Source organism: Psychrobacillus sp. Z3-81 (assembly GCF_056620325.1).
Window position 1 is genome coordinate 78,202 of the sequence record NZ_JBWQPU010000007.1, and the last position, 17,936, is coordinate 96,137.

Below are 17,936 nucleotides of genomic sequence, written 5' to 3' on the forward strand. Positions count from 1 at the left end.
GTTCTTCTCCTTATTCCACACCCGGCAAAATAGAGAGTGTTAGATTATTAGCATCAAGCTCTGCTTCTGAGCCCAATGGAACAGCAAAATGAGGCTGGCAATGGCCTATTTGAAAACCTTTTACCGTCGGCTTGCCGAGGCTTCCTAAGTAGTGATCAAACACTTCATCTAACGTGAGCGATTCCTTCCTCTTTTTAGGTTCCGCATCACAAAAATCACCTATTACAAATCCTGCTGCCTCCTGTAGCTTTCCTGCCTGTCGTAGCTGATTTAACATTCCATCTACTCGGTAAGGTTCCTCTCCAATATCTTCTAATAATAAAAGCTTATTCTTCGTATCTACTTCGTATTTTGTTCCTATCCCACTTGCCAGCAGGGATAGGTTACCGCCAGTTAATTCACCACTGGCTATACCTGGAGTTATCTGAGTCAAAGGGGAAATATCTTCTGTGTAATGCAATTCCATTGGCTGAAATAATTGAAGGAACATTTTCTTAGAAAGATCAGCAAACGTGTTTTTTCCAACATCGGAAGCCAGCATCGGTCCATGAAATGTCACCATATTAGAATAGATATTCATTCCAGTGTGTAAAAAGGTTATGTCAGAATAACCCCAAAAGATTTTTGGGTGTTCATTCATCAGTTGATAGTCAATTTTATCAGCGTATCTTGCTGAACCATATCCACCGCCTGCACAAATAATTCCAGCAATCCCTGGGTCAGCAAACATTTCATGCAAATCTTCTAATCTTTCTTCATCTGTTCCAGCCAAATATCCATAGACTTTATCTACACTTTTTCCCATTTGATAAGATAATCCAAGTTCTTCTAAGAAGGTCAGAGAGCGCTTTAATTGATCTTTGTTTGGAGGACTTGAAGGAGCAATAATGCCAATCGTGTCACCTTGTTGTAATCTTCTTGGTCTTAATTTCATTAATCTTCCTCCTGTGAATAAAGAAAGGACGGCACTTTATACATGTAAGTGCCGTTTCTCCCTTAGTAATCTAATAATTATAATCTATTGTTTATCTGCCCATTTCAGATCTAAATATCCGACTGGGTGTCTAACAATACCAGAAACATTTGGTTTTTCTAGCGTCACTTGGTTGTAGTAATGAAGTGGGAAGATTGGCATTTCTTCCATTAGCATCTTATCTGCTTCAATTAACATTGCCCAACGTTTTTGTGAATCTGTTTCATTTTTAATATCAGCAATCAGTTTATCAAATTCTGCGTTTGACCAAGTAGTTCTGTTCATGGAAGAACCAGTGATAAAGCTTTCTAAAGCATTTACCGGGTCTGCATAATCGAATAAGAAAGAAGAACGAGACAGCTGATATTTAAATTCTTTTTGCTCGGTAGCAAATACACTTGATTCGATACTTTGGAGAGCAACCTCTACTCCTAGAGTATCTTTATACATACTTTGAAGTGCTTCTGCAATTTTTTTATGTGTATCATTCGTAGAATAAGTTAAAGTTACTGCCGGTAATTCAGACCAGCCTTCCTCTGCCATTCCTTCTTCCAGTAATGTTTTTGCTTTTTCAGGATTGAATTCAACTAATTTTCCTGCAGTCTCCCTGAACTCTTTCCCATCTGGTCCAACAAAACCATAAGGTACGAACCCTTCAGCTGGTTTTTCTCCATTCTTTGTTACGTAATCAACCATATCTTGATAGTTTACAGCATAAGCAAATGCTTGACGTACTTTCTTATTTGTAAAAGGCTCCATAGACGCGTTAAAACGATAGAAATACAGACCCGCTTGGTCTTCTACTTTCATCTCAGGATTATCCATTAATTGTTCAGCCATCTCACTAGGAACTCCAGATACATCTAACTCCCCAGTTTCGTACATTTGATACTCTGTATTCGAGTCATTGATCATTGCCCATTCCACGCGATCAAGCTTTACAGTAGCAGCGTCCCAATAATGTTCATTTTTCTCAAAGCTAAAGCTTGTATCATGCTCCCATTTCGCCAATTTAAAAGGACCATTCCCTACAAAGGATTCAGCTTCTGTAAACCACTCTGGATTTTCTGTCGCAACTTTTTCGTTAACCGGGAAGAAGCTTGGATTCGTAATGATATTTAAGAATGCTTCAGTAGGAGCATTTAGCTTTACCTCAAAAACCTTTTCACTAACCGCTTTAATAGCTACATCTTCCGGAGCACCTTCGCCTGTGTTATACGCTTCTGCACCTTCAATGAAATATGCTAAAAACGCTGCAGGAGAAGCAGTTTCAGGGTTTAACATATGCAGCCAGCCATACACAAAATCACTTGCAAGGACAGGATCTCCATTTGACCATTTTGCATTATCGCGAATGGTAAACGTATAAGTTAAACCATCTTCAGAAACTTGTATATCTTCAGCAGTTGCAGCTTCTGCTTGATGGTCCTGTGAAAGTCGTACGAGGCCTTCCATTAAGTTATTTAAAGCACTCCACGAAACAGAATCAAAGCCAACAGATGGGTCAAACGAGGTTGGTTCGTTTCCATTGTTTAAATACAGCACTTTTTCTTCTTCAGCTGGTTCTTCCTTCTCCCCTGTTTCAGGAGCCTTAGTATCGGTATCCGCAGGTTTTTTACCAGCTTCTTCATTTGCAGTACACGCAGCCAATACGATTGTAAGGAATGCAATAACCATTAACGATAACCATTTTTTCAAAATTAGTTCCCCCTTTTTTAATGTTTATGTGAATGCACTTTCATGCGCTCATCCCTGTTTAATTTGACTTTGCATTGCTTTTGCTCGTTCATCCTGGAGCCAACAATCTACCGCATGCTTTTCTGATAAGTTTGCCGTAAACGGGTAGACACGATCACAAACCTCCATTGCAAAATTACATCTTGCTGCAAAAGGACACCCGCTTGGTGGAGAAAATAAATCGGGTGGTGTACCCTCGATTGGCTGTAGCTCCTCGTCCAGCAAGTCTAGACGTGGCACGGAATTTAGTAATCCTTTTGTGTAAGGGTGTTGTGGGGTATAAAAAATTTCTCTTTTATCTCCTATTTCCACAATCTTACCTGCGTACATTACGGCAATTCTGTCTGCAATTTTCGCTACCACCCCTAAGTCATGCGTGATCAGGATGATAGATATATTGGTTTTTCTCTGAATCTCTTCAAATAATTCTAGAATTTGAGCCTGAATCGTTACGTCAAGCGCTGTCGTTGGCTCATCCGCAACCAGAAGCTCTGGTTCACAAATTAAAGCTATAGCAATCACAATTCGCTGTCGCATTCCCCCAGAAAATTGGTGAGGATATTGCTTTAAACGCTCTTGAGGATTTGGAATACCCACGAGATTTAACATCTCAATGGCTTTTTGCCTTGCTTGAGGCTTACTAATTTTTTTATGAGTACGCAATCCCTCCGTGAGCTGCTCCCCAATCGTCAATGTAGGATTCAGGGCAGTCATAGGGTCTTGAAATATCATCGAAATATCTACCCCTTGAACCTTCCTCAATTCCTTATCAGTCATTTTCGTGGTGTCATTACCCTTAAACAAGATGCTGCCATTTTTAATAATGCCAGCAGGCTTAGGGATAAGACCCATTATGGCATTAGAAGTGACGCTCTTTCCGCAGCCAGACTCTCCCACGATTGCCAGAGTCTCTCCCTTATATAAGTCAAAACTGACTCCCCTTACGGCTTGAACCTCTCCACCAAAGGTTTTGAAGGCTACTTGCAAATCCTTCACTTCCAGAATTTTTTCATCAGATATCACTTTTTTATACTTTTGCTTGCTCGTTTTGGCAACAGAATCTCCTTCTTGGATTGTTGCCCCTAATTCATCGACTCTGTCTCGTATAAGCTCCCTCGCATTATCCAATTGATGTTCTGTCATCTTCCTTACCTCCTAAGCTTTGGATCAAGTGCATCTTGCAGCCCATCTCCAAGCACGTTAAATGCAAACATTGTTAAGGAGATAAAAAACGCTGGGAAGAATAGACGCCACCAATGTCCCGATAAAATTACTGGAAGCGCATCATTTGCCATTACTCCCCAACTCGCAAAAGGAGCAGCAACCCCTAACCCTAAAAAGCTAAGAAAAGCCTCTGCAAAAATTGCACTTGGTACTGTTAAGGTCATTTGTACAATAATTGGACCCATCGTGTTTGGGAGAAGATTTTTTCTTATTATACGAGAAGTTTTGGCTCCAAAAGACTTCGATGCCGTTACAAATTCATAGTTTTTAATTTGTAGTACCTGGCCCCTTACAATCCGGGCCATTCCTACCCAACCAGTCACAGTCAACGCTACAATAATGGTGGTTAAGCTCGGACCCATCACTACCATTAGTAAAATAACGACTAATAAATGCGGAAGCCCGTACAACACCTCTACTATTCGCATCATAACCGTGTCTGTTTTTCCACCCTTATAACCACAGATTCCTCCATAAATAATACCGATAAAGAAGTCAATTAATGCTGCCATTAAGCCAACGAAAAGAGAAACTCTTGCTCCATACCAAGTTCTAGTAAAGACATCTCTTCCAAGCTCATCCGTTCCAAACCAGTGCTCTAATGAAGGTGCCTTATTTTGATTCGAAAGCTGTTGACCATCCATTGTGTGCGGTGTCATCATAGGACCAAATATAGCCATAATTGCAAGGATAACTAAAAATACTAATCCACTCATTGCTAGCTTATTTTTTCTTAGCCTTCTCCATGCATCGCTCCAATATGATAGGGAAGGTCTAACAACAGCTTCTGCCTCTCCTTCTTCCTTAACCTTTGGACGAAACCATTCATCTTTTATCTCTTCAGGAGATACAGGTTGTATATTAGTCATTATGCATCCCCCTCTTTTCTGTGCAGCTTAATACGCGGATCTAGAATGCCGTATACGATATCTACTAGAAACAACATGAACACTAGAAAGGCACTATAAAAAACCGTTGTACCCATAATGACTGGATAATCCCTGTTATTAATACTCTCTACAAAGTATTTCCCCATTCCAGGAATAGCAAAAATACGCTCAATAACGAAGGTTCCCGTCAATATTCCAGCAAGCATTGTACCCATAATGGTTACCACCGGCATTAGTGCATTTCTTAATGCATGGCGTATAACAATGCGTACAGGAGATAGCCCTTTGGCACGCGCCATCTTAATATAATCCTGTGTTAATACCTCCAGCATACTTGACCTTGTAAGCCTCGCTATGATAGCCATAGGTCCTGTTGCTAAAGCAAGTGTTGGTAATATCATATGTTTTGGACTACTCCAAGTAGCAGCTGGTAACCATTCTAAATTTACAGCAAGCTGCTGAATTAACAGCGTGGCAAGCACAAAGTTTGGCACGGATATACCAATTACTGCAAAGGTCATGGCCGCATAATCCAATATGCCATTATGCCTCAGAGCAGCTAAAGTTCCTAGAATAATTCCAGATAATAAAGCAACTAGAATGGTGGTAATTCCTAACTCAAAGGAAATAGGGAAGCCCCTTGCGAGTAAATCATTGACTGTTTCATTTGGCTTCTTAATAGATGGCCCAAAGTCAAAAGTCACAATCGATTTCAGATAGTAAAAGTACTGTACATATAATGGCTGATCTAGCTTATAAAACTTTTCAAGATTGGCTTGTATTGTTTCATTCGTTGTTCTTTCTTCATTAAATGGAGATCCAGGGATGGAGTGCATTAACACAAAAGTAAGAGAAGCTATGACAAGGATTGTCACAACCATCATTAAGAAACGCTTTATAATATATTTTGTCATGACAGTCCTCCTAACAAAATTTTGTCTGCATTGCTAGCTCTGTCATAACAAGCATCGCGCGGTATGCCTCAAGAATATCTTTGGCATTGTACTGAACAATTGTCGTACCTTCAATAATATGACACCCAGGCATCAAGGCTGCCCATTCAGCTTGTCCATAGTTAGCAAACTCTATTTTTAGGGTAGGATTATCCGGAGGTATAAGAGGTTTAATTTTATCTTTGTTTGCTAGCGCTTTTTTAATTCCCTCTGAAAGAAGAACTTGCGCTTTCTTAGGATGCAGTGTTTTTACTGCGGACCTGGAAATAGATTCTTTTACTGCAACAGTTACTACATGATCAATTAGTTTTTCTGCCTCCTTGCAGGCTCCGTCATCTCCTGCAACCATTAATACTGGCACACCGTAATAGCCCGCTACATAAGCATTAAAGCCTAATTCACCAACAACCACATCATTAATAAAAAAATTACGAACTCCAAATATCATGGAATGGCTCATAACACCCGGCTGTCCCGCTCTGGCATGGTAACCAGCAAAAACCGCACCTGTAAAGCTTTCATCTAATGATTGAACCATAGAAAATGGCTTGACATCACCCGTTATCAAACTTGCTTCAGGATGTAACTCCTCTACTAAAATATTATTCATTTTAGAGTGACTATCATTTACCAAAACATCTTTGACTCCAGCGGACAGTGCTCCTTCAATGATTGCGTTTGCTTCTTGAGTCATAATTCTTCTAGCACGTTCATAGTTGTGCTTATTAGACTCGACAAACGTATAGTCTGGAAGCCCAGTTATCCCTTCCATATCTACAGATATAAACAGCTTCATTCCTTAGCCCCCAACTTTTGCCTATTTTCTAATTTGTGTAACAACTTTATCAAAATATATAGAAAATTTCAATATCTCTATAGGAGGAAATTTTTTCAAATGCAACAATTTATTATAAGAAAATTCTATAGAATTGACTAGTTTATGTAAAAGGAAGGTATCAAATAAAAAAAGAAGGTCACAGACTAGGATGTCTGTGACCTTCTTAACTATACTATTTATTCAATAACTATTGCTTTTGTTTTGAAGTAGGACATAGGAATAATAAACTATCTTAATCTAGGGAAGGATTGCGATGGGAAACCTCCTCCGCCACCAAAGCCAAAATCGTTACCGGACCTAGGGCATGCTCTAATAGATTCTCCTGCTACAGTTTCATTTGTTTCTGCATAGTAGTATTGAGGAATATTTACCGTGTGCTCTCTATTTACATTTACAATCGGTTGGATAACCGGTTGGATTCGTGGAACGAATGTATCGTGAACACGATACTGAGGCGGACATACAATCGGCTGAGCTGGAGAAGCCCATTTTGACTGCTTGCATGAATGACAGTTGTTATGGTGCATGTTTTGTCACCTCCTTTATATACTTAATAAATGCATGAAGAAGAAAGACAACCTAGACAAACACCTCAATTGCTAAATATTTTTCTTGTAGCTATCGTTTTCTTGATGATCCCCTTACTTTTCCCTTCAAGGTGAGCGTGACCAACTTGCTGATTGAATGATCGAAGGATTTCCCTTCTTTGAATTCCATTTGAAAATCCTGCTTTCTAAATAAGTCCAAGGACTACCGTTCGTAACAATTCCCAACAATCTTTGATTATTTCATTATTAAAATGGTATCCCTCTAAATACTCCTGCATATAATAATTTTTCCTTAACCCTTTTTCCACCTGCTGACCTTCATTTCTAATAAAAACTCTGCTAATCAAATAACCCATTAAAGGACAGAATTATTTTTTTAAAAAATATGACATAGTAAATGAGGAAAAAATCTTTTAAAATGAAAAGGGATGATAATTTGATTATTCAGTTTAACTTTGTCTGAAAATATAGACCATTATTATTTTTAACAAACTTATGGGCAATTGATAATGTTTTGTAATTTGGAAACAAGGATATATTAATCATATATTAATTATGTAGGTCATAAAGGTTGATTCTCAAATTCTATATTAGTATAGTAGAAACTTGTATTAAAATTTTTAGGAGGTAGGCATGAAGAATATATCAAAAGTGTTCTATATTACAATAGGACTCATTATTTTAGCTGTCGGGTATGGTGTAATAGCTCCCGAAAGTTTTGAGATCGTTACAAATAAGATCAAGACATTTGTTTCAACCTCTTTTGGTTGGTATTACATGCTCTTAATGTCGCTCATGGTTCTTGTGAGCCTATTTTTTATCGTTAGCCCATATGGAAAACTTCGATTAGGAAAAGATTCAGATCGACCTGAATTCAGCACAATATCGTGGCTAGCCATGTTATTTTCGGCTGGTATGGGAATTGGGTTAGTATTCTATGGTGCGGCAGAACCACTATCACATTTTGCGATCAATCCGGCTACAGCAGAACCTAATACCGATGAAGCATTTAAAGAATCGCTAAGGCAATCCTTTTTCCATTGGGGTCTACATGTTTGGGCTATGTATGGAGTAATTGCATTATCGCTTGCATACTTTCAATTTAGAAAGAAAGAACCTGGTTTAATTTCATCAACACTGAAGCCAATCTTCGGCAAAAAAATGGAAGGCCCATGGGGTATTCTAGTCGATGTGCTAGCAGTATTTGCGACCGCTTTTGGGGTAGCAACTTCACTTGGCTTCGGCGCTGTTCAAATTAATGCTGGTCTTAATTATTTATTTGGCTTTGAAATAAGCGCATTCTCTCAATTCCTAATCATCGTAGTAGTCACCATATTGTTTGTTGCATCTGCTTGGTCTGGTCTAAGCAAGGGAATTAAATACTTATCAAATATTAATTTAGTTCTCGGCTTGGCTTTATTACTGTTTGTTATAGTGCTTGGTCCAACCTTGTTAATATTCAACATGTTTACGGACTCCCTTGGAGGTTACTTGGCAAACCTCGTACAAATGAGTATGCGTACTGCTCCACTTAACGAAGGAAATCGAGAGTGGTTAGACGCTTGGACAATATTCTATTGGGCTTGGTGGATCTCTTGGGCACCTTTCGTCAGTATGTTTATTGCTCGAGTTTCCAAAGGAAGGACAATTCGTGAATTTATGACGGGAGTATTAATCGTTCCCACACTATTAGGTGCTATATGGTTCTCAGCATTCGGTACAACGGCAATAGATATCCAAAAAAATGGACTAGTGGATTTAGCTAGCTTATCAACAGAACTAACTATCTTCGAAATGTTCCATACGATGCCACTATCCACTGTTATTTCCCTGTTTGCCATCTTACTGATCGGTTCCTTCTTTATAACCTCTGCTGATTCGGCGACTTTTGTGCTTGGTATGCAGTCTACAAACGGATCTTTAACTCCACCAAATACAGTGAAGCTTACTTGGGGCGTTATCCAGTCAACAATCGCATTGGTATTGTTATCTGTAAACGGGCTTACCGCATTGCAAAATACGATTATTATTGCTGCACTGCCATTTTCATTTATCATGATATTAATGGTTATCTCGCTATTTAAAGCTTTAAGAGATGAGAAGCCCAAAAAGAAGGTTTAACGATTCATTTTTAGCAGATGAAGTAGAATAGCAGCTAAAGGCAAGTTGATAAGATGATACGTACGTTAGGCATTGCAAACATTCAGGAAGTAGCACTAGACTTTCCTGTAGAGGAAATGAAACAAGCAAGTACGAATATCATTGGGTTGTTAGGCTCACGGAGCACCTTTTTTTGAGTTCAGCCACTTGCTATGGAGGATTTCTTTTTAATGCTTCAACGACCATAATTAAGGGCTGATTTAGGCTGTTTAAGAACTAACTAATAGAAAAAGGGTGCCTTCTGAAGACATTTCAGAAAGCACCTTTTCTATTGGACAACGTAAGTGCTACTCCCAGTGACAAAGTTGTAGCTTATTATAATCCTCATCATAAAAAGTAAAAAAGTGATTTGGTTCATCATGTTGTATCTCGCTAACATTCACACCTTTATCTTTAAGTTTCTCGTATGCCGAATGAATATCCTTCGTAAAAAATATTGGATACGATTGCTGCTCTGAAGAGACAGGTTTCCCTTCCTCCAATGTTAGTGGTATGTCACTAGAACCTATACGTAAAATTCGGTACGTATCCCCTTTATAGGTTTCGTGTAAATCGAGCTTTTCTTGGTACCACTTACTAGCCCCTTCTAAATTGCTTACCCGTAAACAGATTGTGTCTATTCTTTCAATCAAGCGAATCCTCCCTCTCCCCTTGCTTTATTGTGAATTGGTTGTCCAATAGAAAAACAGTGCATTAAATGTCAGCTTTTCATTCATTAGTAAATCCTTCGATAAGGACACATGTATATTCATTGACTGAGCCTCAAATGCCGGGTGTGTCGCATAAGGAAAAATGCCAAACCGATAGGTAGCAAGCCTTTTCCCCTCTAAATCATCTATATCAATATCTCCGTATACGCTTTTTGCCTCCGCCTGAAACATCTTATTATGGTGAGGATCATATACAATCACTCTGTTTTTAACAGAAAATAAAGGAAGGACAGCAGTGGAGAGGTGTTCTTTTTCAGCATTAAACACTTTTATTTGAACAAACTTCCATTTGTTTTTAATGGTGAAGTAGCTCACTAGCTTTTCATCCATTGTATAGACACAGTATGTAACAGGAAAAAAGAGTCCTTTCCTAAACAAATCAACGATTGTGAAAAGCCTAGCTATTGGATAATCCTCAGAAGGGGTAATTTTATATAGCCTCTCCCCCGTATTCGATACCAGATAAGTGATCGGAATCACACTAATGTCCCTCTGATAATTAAGCTCATTTATCAGAAATTCTGTTGAATAACGATTTTTGTCTATTTCATCTGCAGGAAGCTTATTAGCTGCCTCTTGAAAAAAGAAAGAAACACCTAAAGCCATCAAGAAAAGAAAAGCAACGAGAAAATAATCTCCCAAGTCTTCTTTAAGGTTTGTATCCGTAAACTGGAGAAAGATTACATAAAGAATAATACCTATAAATGCAGATAACCTAGTATACTTGGCTGATCTTTCATAAATATGCTTCATACCTATTCACCTCCTCTATAGCTACGTATAGAATTCAGAAAAGTTCCACACAAAGATAGCGAACATTCACGCGTTAGCGTCCGGCTGTGGCTCATTTTAGGGAGGGAAAACTAAAACCGTCACATCGTGTGACAACATTTTCCTGACCAACATCTTGTTGGCCTCCGGGAAAGCGTCCGAAACAGCGGAGATCTTAAGTCTCAAAAATTAAGAAAGCACCTATGATTTTTTATAAAACCATAGGTGCTTTCTATCTTTTGTCTCGTCATTAGTGCTCCAAAGCACGCTAAAATAATTTTTTAAGAAATTGATAGAGCAGATACACTGCAATGACAAAAACAAAAATAATGATTATATCTACTATCACTATAGGAAGCTGAAGAGGCTCTATAAAGATTTGAATTAGAATAACTAAATAAAGAACCGAAGCGATCCCAGCTAGAAGGACCACTCCCATAACTGATAGCTGTGAATAAGATAGTTTTTTTATTTCCTGTCGATGGTTAACCCCTTCCAGTCCAAGGACCAAAATAATTACTGTAATTGAAATGGTAATTTCATGTAAGAAGAGAGTATTAATCAGATAAATGGCTAGGAGCAACAGTAAAAGATACTTATAGTTTTCCTCTATTATTTTTAACACATAGCCACCTCCTTAGGGTTTAATACTTCATTTCTAATCGTTGTCTACGGTGTGCACGTCTTGCTGGACCAGATTCGAATAATCTTCTTTCATCCTCTGTTTCTGGGTGGATTCCCGGTACCGGCACCGGCCTTCCGTTGTCATCTACCGCTACCATTGTAAGAAACGATTCTGTTGTTAATTTTTCTTCTCCAGTTAGAAGATTCATGGAAGTAACACGAACATAAACCTCCATAGAACTGCGTCCAGTAGAGGAAACAATAGCATCCAATTCAATCACATCTCCTACCTTTGCAGAGGACAAGAAATCTACCGAGTCTATAGACGCAGTAACTACTGGTCCCTTGGCGTGCTTCATGGAAGTGATTGCAGCTATTTCATCAATATATGCAAGAACCTTGCCACCAAAGATTGTCTCATGGTGATTGGTATCAGGCGGTAAGATTAAATGCGTTTGTATGGTTCTGGATTGACCCATTGGGTTCGTTTTCATATAGTTCCACTCCTAGTTGTCTAAACTTTATTAAAACATGATTATATTTTCTAGTATAACATTTTTTTATTCGATAAATTTTCTGAATGCTTTTGCTGGTATATTACCCAAACTATAAGAAGTTACTCAGGTTCAAGTCTTTTGTTATACTAACTATAATAGGAAAAGTAGGGGGAAAACATGAGGATCAATAAGTTTTTAAGTGAATCAGGAATTGTTTCGAGACGTGGAGCAGATAAATGGATTGCGGATGGCAAGGTAACGATTAATGGAAAGATTGCCGAGTTAGGTAGCCAGGTCGAGCAGGGAGATGATGTTCGAGTGGATGGAAAGCCTGTTGTGGTAGAACAGCCACTTGTTTATCTGGCACTAAATAAGCCCGTTGGAATTACAAGTACGACGGAACGTCATATTCCAGGCAATATTGTAGATTTTGTTAATCATCCGTTACGTATTTTTCATATAGGTCGTTTAGATAAAGACTCAGATGGTTTGATTCTTTTAACGAATGATGGAGACATTGTAAATGAAATTCTTAGAGCAGAAAATAAGCATGAAAAGGAATACATCGTTACAGTGAACGAAAGAATCACTGATTCCTTTATAGAAAAAATGAGCAATGGCGTACGAATTCTAGATACGAAAACACTCCCTTGTAAGGTGAAGAAGCTAGGACCTTATACATTTAATATTGTCCTTACCCAAGGCTTAAACCGTCAAATCCGAAGAATGTGTGCTGCTTTAGGTTTCACGGTAAAAAGACTGCAGCGTATACGAATTATGAACATAACACTAGATGGTCTAGCTATTGGGCAATGGAGAGATTTGACGGACAAAGAGAAAAAGGAATTATTTAAAGAACTAAATTATGTGCCAAAAAGATAACAAGGAGCCTTCTGAAAAGTCATTTTGAGAGGGCCCTTGTGACGAGGATGTTGGCATTTTGATGAGACCACCACAGGAGCAAGGATAAATAGAAGATATCTATCAAAGAAGGAAGGGGTGCCCCATAAGTTTTCTACTTATGGACACCCCCTTGTTTTTTATGATTTTCCAGCTACTCGTTTTTCGAGTGGCTGATATAGTTTTTTCTTATCAACCTCTGGTAAAATCCCTTCTAGCTGCTCTAATGCAAGCTTAGCTCCATAGTCCATTCCTTGGCAACCTGCAAGAAGCACAACGTCTCCTTCTTTAGCTTCGGATAGTCCTTCATTGATTGCATCAGGAAGTTCCTCATGCAGCTTCACTTCAATGCCCGCTTCATCCATCACTTCTTTAAAGACAGCTAGCTCCTCTTCAGATACTACATCCTTCTCCGTAACATGGGAACGACTAAGCGTTGCAACCACCTCTGTAATCCCTAGCTTTGGGGCCCATCGTGCAATAGTTTCGGCATTTTCTCTATTAACCGTTACACCACGATCTCCTCTTATCGCATAAATAAGTCTTATTTGATCAAAGTCCATCTTCTCTAAAGTGCCGAGTGTAATATCGATATTCCCACTATTTGCAAAATGGTCATCTATAATTTTGAAATTATCCTCAAAGATGATTTCGAAGCGTCGCTCTACTCCTACGAATTCCAGTAGACTTTTTTGAATTGTTTCAACCGGCACCTCACATAGAAGACCAATCACAATACTAACCATAGAATTATAAACAGAATGGAAACCCGGAGTGGAAAGCTGAATATAGAACGATTGTTTTGGAACTACTACATCCGCAGTGACTAAGTCCTTTGTAATTTCTACAGTAAATTTAGCTCTTCCGGTTGATAAGTCTAAGTCTTTACAGATAACATCTGCAGATTGATTGTTTACACCAATTGTTATTACTGTAGCTTTCGTTTTGTCGACAAGAGATGCGGAGTATGAATCGTCTAAATTTAGGATAGCTGTTTTTCCCTCTCCAGCATTGCGAATCAAACTCGACTTATGCATAAAATAGTTTTCAAAGGAAGAATGTAAGTCTATATGCTCTCTACTAATATTATTTAACGTAACAATATCAAAGTCTACGCAACCAACTCGATGTAATTCGAGTGCCGAGGAAGAAACCTCCATGGTTGCATGTGTTACCTCTTCTTTTACCATTTGGGCATAAAAACGTTGCAAATCAAGAGACTCAGGTGTAGTTAACTCTGAAGGCTCTGCATAGTCTCCTATTTTCACTACCACAGTTCCCATTAATCCTGTTTTGTATCCATGGTTTTCTAAAATAGCATTCGTCATAAAGGAAGTAGAGGTTTTCCCGTTGGTAGCAGTAATCCCTATCGTTTTTAGCTTACTTGTTGGATGGTCATAATAGGTTGCTGCCGCCTTTGCTAGCGCTTGTCGTGCATCCTCCACTTTGTATTGGGGCACGTCCAATTCCAAAAACTCTTCCACCACTAAAGCAACAGCTCCATTTTTCACAGCTTGTCCAGCATAAGAGTGACCATCCGTTTTAAAACCTTTTATACAAAAGAAAACTTGTCCATTCTCCACTTTACGTGAATTATAGGCAAGGCCTGTTATGTCCACTTGTTTAGCATTTTTGACGTCTACAATAGGTAGATGCTTCATTAGTTCAATTAATTCCATCAAAATAGCCACCTTTATCATCTTTAAATCTTTCCAATCAAGTTTACATCAATTCCAAAAAGATGTGAAATAAAAGAAAGACCTTACCAATTATTATGACATTTATTCACGGTATAATACAGAATTTCGTATCTGCTGTGTACCAAAATGTAGTGGAAATATACCATTAACAAATGAAAAGCACTTACAATTTTATAGGAAATAAAAATCGTAAGTGCTCGTTTCATCCCATCCAACAGGACGGTTTCTTTTGATAAGCAGTATTGTATTTTACTGATTATTTGTGACCTTATTCCGCTTCTTGATACTTGTCCATACAAAAAGCTAATACCATTGCTTCTTCCTCTTCTTCAAGTCCAAAGTCTAATATCTTTCCATTAGATCGATTAATAAAATGATATTGCTTAATCTGAGCTGCATCATTTACGATAGCTAAAATAACACGTAAATCTAGAGAATTTCCCTCTTCATATAACTCATCGTCCTCTGGGACTTCAATTCCTAAAAGAAATTCATAGCGGTCTCCAGCAATTATTCCAGTAGGATCGAGAATTCGTTCTACCTCATAAGACTCTATTTTCAAAAGGCACACCTCCATTCACCCATTTTAGCACTAGAGAAGGCATTTTTCTTTTTTGTTTAAAAAATATTTATTTATACTCTTTGTTTGGGCTAATTTTAAAATATATATTCCTACCGGAAACCTTTCACTGCTTTTACTAATTCATTTACCAATAACGGCACAATACTTAAGCCAATCACGATTGCCCAATCATTTAATTCTAAGGACTGTACGCTAAATGCCTCTGCAAGAGGTCCAAAAGATACGATAAAAGCTTGTACAAGCACTCCAAATAAAATGGAATAGATTAACAGCTTATTTTTAAATAGTCCAGCTTTAAAAATAGATTGATTTAAAGATCTAAAGTTTAGTGAATGGACTAGCTGAGAAAAGCTGAGCGTAATAAACGCCATAGTCTGCGCATGAATTAGAAGCTCTTCGTTTGCACCGCTAGTTTGTCCTTGTAAACCTATATAAAAGGCTACTAGCGTTAATGCTCCTATTAGTGCTCCATTAAGCAGCATGAACGGTATCATACCATGGAATAGCTGCTCTTTTTTCCCTCGTGGCTTCTCCTTCATCACTCCCGACTCTTCTGGATCAACTCCAAGAGCTAATGCCGGGAATGTATCCGTCACTAAGTTTACCCATAAGATATGAATGGAACGGAGTGGTGTTGGCCAGCCAGCAACAATTGCTATAAAGAGAGCAACAATCTCTCCCAAATTACAGGAAATGAGAAAGACAACAGACTTTTTAATGTTTTTATAAATGTTTCTTCCCTCTTCTACCGCTTTGACAATAGAAGAAAAATTATCATCTGTTAGGACCATGTCGGAAGCACCCTTCGCAACATCTGTCCCTGTAATACCCATGGCTACTCCAATATCCGCCTCCTTCAAAGAAGGGGCATCATTTACACCATCACCTGTCATAGAAACAGTATGTCCTGAGCTTTTTAACGCTTGCACTATTTTTACTTTGTGCTCTGGGGAAACCCGTGCAAATACATTGGTATCTTTACACGCAGTAGAAAGCTGTTCTTCTGATAATTGGTCAATCTCTGTTCCTTCCATTACCTGCGTTTTTTTAGTCGCTATTCCTAGCTTCGTGGCAATAGCAAATGCGGTATCCTTATGGTCTCCTGTAATCATAACTGTCCGTATACCAGCTTCTTTACAAGTAGCAATAGAATCCTTTACCTCTTCTCTTGGCGGATCAATCATTCCGACAAATCCAATAAAAACTAAATCTTGCTCCGCTGCATCTAAATTTAATTCCTCCTCCACCTTAAATGCAGCTGCTAGGACACGTAGAGCTGCTTGAGACATCGTGTGAGAAGCAACTAATATGTCTGCTCTTAAATCGGCGGTTAGGTCCATAACTTTATTCTTGTAAAGAATACGATTACATTTATTGAGTAATCGGTCAATTGCCCCTTTAGTCATGACATAGTATAGGTCATCTTGTTTGTGAATAGTCGTCATCAGCTTTCTATCTGAATCAAAAGGTATTTCCCTTACACGTGGAAAATCTTTCTCGAGAGTCGGTCTATCTATTCCATTCTTAGCTCCAGCTGCCAAAAGCGCTATTTCTGTTGGATCTCCAGTAGTCTCGTTATCCGAATAGGATGCATCATTACAAAGGATAAACGTTTCTAATAATTGGGCATGAGCCTGGTTCTTCTTTTCAAACTTTTGGATGTCAACTATCTCACCATTAGCATAGAAATTGGTTACTGTCATTTTATTTTGCGTAAGCGTTCCTGTTTTGTCAGAGCAGATAACATTTACTGAACCCAATGCTTCAACAGCAGGGAGCTTCCGAATAATGACATTTTGTTTAATCATTCGTTGGACCCCGATTGCTAAAACAATGGATACGATAGCAGGCATACCCTCTGGAATTGCAGCAACAGCCAAACTAATTGCAATCATAAACATTTCCAAAAGCTCTCTTCCTTGCAGTATCCCTATTACAAAAATAACTGCTGAGATAGCTAAGGCGGCCAATCCTAAATATTTTCCTACCTGTGCCAAGCTCTTTTGAAGAGGAGTTTGCTCGTCCTCTGTATGTAGCATTCCTGCTATTTTCCCCATTTGGGTGTCCATTCCTGTGGATACAGCAATTCCTGCTCCTCTTCCAGATGTAACAAGTGTGGACATAAAGAGCATATTCTTTTGATCACCCAGAGGAATATTTGTTGATGAGTTAATTAAATCTGCCTCTGCGTCCTTATCAACCGGTACTGACTCTCCTGTAAGTGCAGCCTCTTCCACTTTTAAATTTGCAGATTCGGTCAAACGGATATCACACGGAATATAGGATCCAGCACTCACGATTACTAAGTCTCCAGGAACAACTTCTGATGAGTCTATTTCCTTTACTACTCCATCTCGTTTTACAATGGCTTTAGGAGTAGACAGGCTTTTCAGTGCCTCTAACGCTTCTTCAGCTCTAGACTCTTGAATCATTCCTACTACCGCATTTATGATGACCACTATACCTATAATAATTGCGTCTGCTATTTCGTCCACTAGTAGGGAAATAACAGCAGCAACTAGCAATACATAGATTAACACGTTGTTTATTTGAGCAAAAAACCTTTGACTCCATGTCTTTCTCTTTGCAGCAGCCAAGCGATTTGGTCCGTATTGTTCTATTCTCGCCTTTGCTTCATCATTTGTTAGGCCATCTGCTGATTTGATTTTAAGCTCTGATAATACTTCTTGGGATGTTTTGTTGTACCACATAGGGATACCAGCCTTTCTGTTTGAAATACCTAAAGAAAACTTGTAGAAATTATGTCAATAAAATAGCCATTGACTAGTATGCTCCCTTTTAATCAAATAATTTCAGTTTTCTTAAAA

16 protein-coding genes are annotated in these 17,936 nt (G+C 38.5%); 2 read left to right on the top strand and 14 right to left on the bottom strand.

Features of this window, described 5'->3' with window-relative positions:
- Positions 1–10 precede the first annotated feature (10 nt).
- The 7 genes from AC1ECF_RS09430 to AC1ECF_RS09460 form a co-directional block, all read right to left on the bottom strand.
- The gene (locus AC1ECF_RS09430; RefSeq protein WP_480389155.1) at positions 11–934 is read right to left on the bottom strand and encodes a S66 peptidase family protein; all 924 of its coding nucleotides are present in this window, start codon (positions 932–934) and stop codon (positions 11–13) included.
- Between the two features lie 84 nt (positions 935–1,018).
- The gene (locus AC1ECF_RS09435; protein WP_480389156.1) at positions 1,019–2,671 is read right to left on the bottom strand and encodes a peptide ABC transporter substrate-binding protein; all 1,653 of its coding nucleotides are present in this window, start codon (positions 2,669–2,671) and stop codon (positions 1,019–1,021) included.
- Between the two features lie 48 nt (positions 2,672–2,719).
- Complete coding sequence (locus AC1ECF_RS09440; protein WP_480389157.1) at positions 2,720–3,853, bottom strand: ABC transporter ATP-binding protein; 1,134 nt, start codon at positions 3,851–3,853, stop codon at positions 2,720–2,722.
- Between the two features lie 5 nt (positions 3,854–3,858).
- The gene (locus tag AC1ECF_RS09445; protein WP_480389158.1) at positions 3,859–4,803 is read right to left on the bottom strand and encodes an ABC transporter permease; all 945 of its coding nucleotides are present in this window, start codon (positions 4,801–4,803) and stop codon (positions 3,859–3,861) included.
- The gene (locus AC1ECF_RS09450) at positions 4,803–5,738 is read right to left on the bottom strand and encodes an ABC transporter permease (protein ID WP_480389159.1); all 936 of its coding nucleotides are present in this window, start codon (positions 5,736–5,738) and stop codon (positions 4,803–4,805) included. The genes AC1ECF_RS09445 and AC1ECF_RS09450 overlap by 1 nt, the downstream gene beginning before the upstream one ends.
- A gap of 10 nt (positions 5,739–5,748) precedes the next feature.
- The gene (locus tag AC1ECF_RS09455) at positions 5,749–6,573 is read right to left on the bottom strand and encodes a M55 family metallopeptidase (protein ID WP_480389160.1); all 825 of its coding nucleotides are present in this window, start codon (positions 6,571–6,573) and stop codon (positions 5,749–5,751) included.
- A 269-nt stretch (positions 6,574–6,842) separates the two neighbouring features.
- Complete coding sequence (locus tag AC1ECF_RS09460) at positions 6,843–7,142, bottom strand: hypothetical protein (protein ID WP_480389161.1); 300 nt, start codon at positions 7,140–7,142, stop codon at positions 6,843–6,845.
- Positions 7,143–7,796: 654 nt separating this feature from the next.
- Between AC1ECF_RS09460 and AC1ECF_RS09465 the strand changes: the two genes are divergently transcribed.
- Positions 7,797–9,284, top strand: a complete 1,488-nt coding sequence (locus tag AC1ECF_RS09465) for a glycine betaine uptake BCCT transporter (RefSeq protein WP_480389162.1) — start codon at positions 7,797–7,799, stop codon at positions 9,282–9,284.
- 326 nt (positions 9,285–9,610) lie between these two features.
- Here the strand turns inward: AC1ECF_RS09465 and AC1ECF_RS09470 are convergent, their stop codons facing one another.
- From AC1ECF_RS09470 to AC1ECF_RS09485, 4 genes are all read right to left on the bottom strand, one after another.
- Positions 9,611–9,955 (bottom strand): VOC family protein, encoded by a 345-nt coding sequence (locus tag AC1ECF_RS09470; protein ID WP_480389163.1) that lies wholly within the window; start codon positions 9,953–9,955, stop codon positions 9,611–9,613.
- 24 nt (positions 9,956–9,979) lie between these two features.
- Positions 9,980–10,786, bottom strand: a complete 807-nt coding sequence (locus AC1ECF_RS09475; protein WP_480389164.1) for a hypothetical protein — start codon at positions 10,784–10,786, stop codon at positions 9,980–9,982.
- Between the two features lie 286 nt (positions 10,787–11,072).
- Positions 11,073–11,429, bottom strand: a complete 357-nt coding sequence (locus AC1ECF_RS09480; RefSeq protein ID WP_480389165.1) for a hypothetical protein — start codon at positions 11,427–11,429, stop codon at positions 11,073–11,075.
- Between the two features lie 19 nt (positions 11,430–11,448).
- Entirely contained in the window at positions 11,449–11,922 is a 474-nt protein-coding gene (locus AC1ECF_RS09485) for an acyl-CoA thioesterase (RefSeq protein WP_480389166.1), read from the bottom strand.
- 180 nt (positions 11,923–12,102) lie between these two features.
- Here AC1ECF_RS09485 and rluF point away from each other — a divergent pair, with 180 nt between their 5' ends.
- Entirely contained in the window at positions 12,103–12,807 is a 705-nt protein-coding gene (gene rluF, locus AC1ECF_RS09490) for a 23S rRNA pseudouridine(2604) synthase RluF (protein WP_480389167.1), read from the top strand.
- Between the two features lie 158 nt (positions 12,808–12,965).
- On the opposite strand, the gene AC1ECF_RS09495 is transcribed toward rluF, so the two are convergent.
- The 3 genes from AC1ECF_RS09495 to AC1ECF_RS09505 form a co-directional block, all read right to left on the bottom strand.
- Complete coding sequence (locus tag AC1ECF_RS09495) at positions 12,966–14,504, bottom strand: Mur ligase family protein (RefSeq protein ID WP_480389168.1); 1,539 nt, start codon at positions 14,502–14,504, stop codon at positions 12,966–12,968.
- Between the two features lie 289 nt (positions 14,505–14,793).
- Positions 14,794–15,096 carry a DUF6509 family protein gene (locus AC1ECF_RS09500; protein ID WP_480389169.1) on the bottom strand — a complete coding sequence of 101 codons (303 nt, stop codon included), beginning with the start codon at positions 15,094–15,096 and terminating at the stop codon, positions 14,794–14,796.
- 101 nt (positions 15,097–15,197) lie between these two features.
- Positions 15,198–17,825 carry a cation-translocating P-type ATPase gene (locus tag AC1ECF_RS09505; protein ID WP_480389275.1) on the bottom strand — a complete coding sequence of 876 codons (2,628 nt, stop codon included), beginning with the start codon at positions 17,823–17,825 and terminating at the stop codon, positions 15,198–15,200.
- Positions 17,826–17,936: the final 111 nt, after the last annotated feature.

Excerpts from the sequence above, each read along its gene's own strand:
- AC1ECF_RS09495 (WP_480389168.1), bottom strand. The coding sequence starts at position 14,504 with ATGGAATTAATTGAACTAATGAAGCATCTACCTATTGTAGACGTCAAA.
- AC1ECF_RS09450 (WP_480389159.1), bottom strand. The coding sequence starts at position 5,738 with ATGACAAAATATATTATAAAGCGTTTCTTAATGATGGTTGTGACAATC.
- AC1ECF_RS09445 (WP_480389158.1), bottom strand. The coding sequence starts at position 4,803 with ATGACTAATATACAACCTGTATCTCCTGAAGAGATAAAAGATGAATGG.
- AC1ECF_RS09485 (WP_480389166.1), bottom strand. The coding sequence starts at position 11,922 with ATGAAAACGAACCCAATGGGTCAATCCAGAACCATACAAACGCATTTA.
- AC1ECF_RS09455 (WP_480389160.1), bottom strand. The coding sequence starts at position 6,573 with ATGAAGCTGTTTATATCTGTAGATATGGAAGGGATAACTGGGCTTCCA.
- AC1ECF_RS09440 (WP_480389157.1), bottom strand. The coding sequence starts at position 3,853 with ATGACAGAACATCAATTGGATAATGCGAGGGAGCTTATACGAGACAGA.
- rluF (WP_480389167.1), top strand. The coding sequence starts at position 12,103 with ATGAGGATCAATAAGTTTTTAAGTGAATCAGGAATTGTTTCGAGACGT.
- AC1ECF_RS09430 (WP_480389155.1), bottom strand. The coding sequence starts at position 934 with ATGAAATTAAGACCAAGAAGATTACAACAAGGTGACACGATTGGCATT.
- AC1ECF_RS09475 (WP_480389164.1), bottom strand. The coding sequence starts at position 10,786 with ATGAAGCATATTTATGAAAGATCAGCCAAGTATACTAGGTTATCTGCA.
- AC1ECF_RS09465 (WP_480389162.1), top strand. The coding sequence starts at position 7,797 with ATGAAGAATATATCAAAAGTGTTCTATATTACAATAGGACTCATTATT.
- AC1ECF_RS09460 (WP_480389161.1), bottom strand. The coding sequence starts at position 7,142 with ATGCACCATAACAACTGTCATTCATGCAAGCAGTCAAAATGGGCTTCT.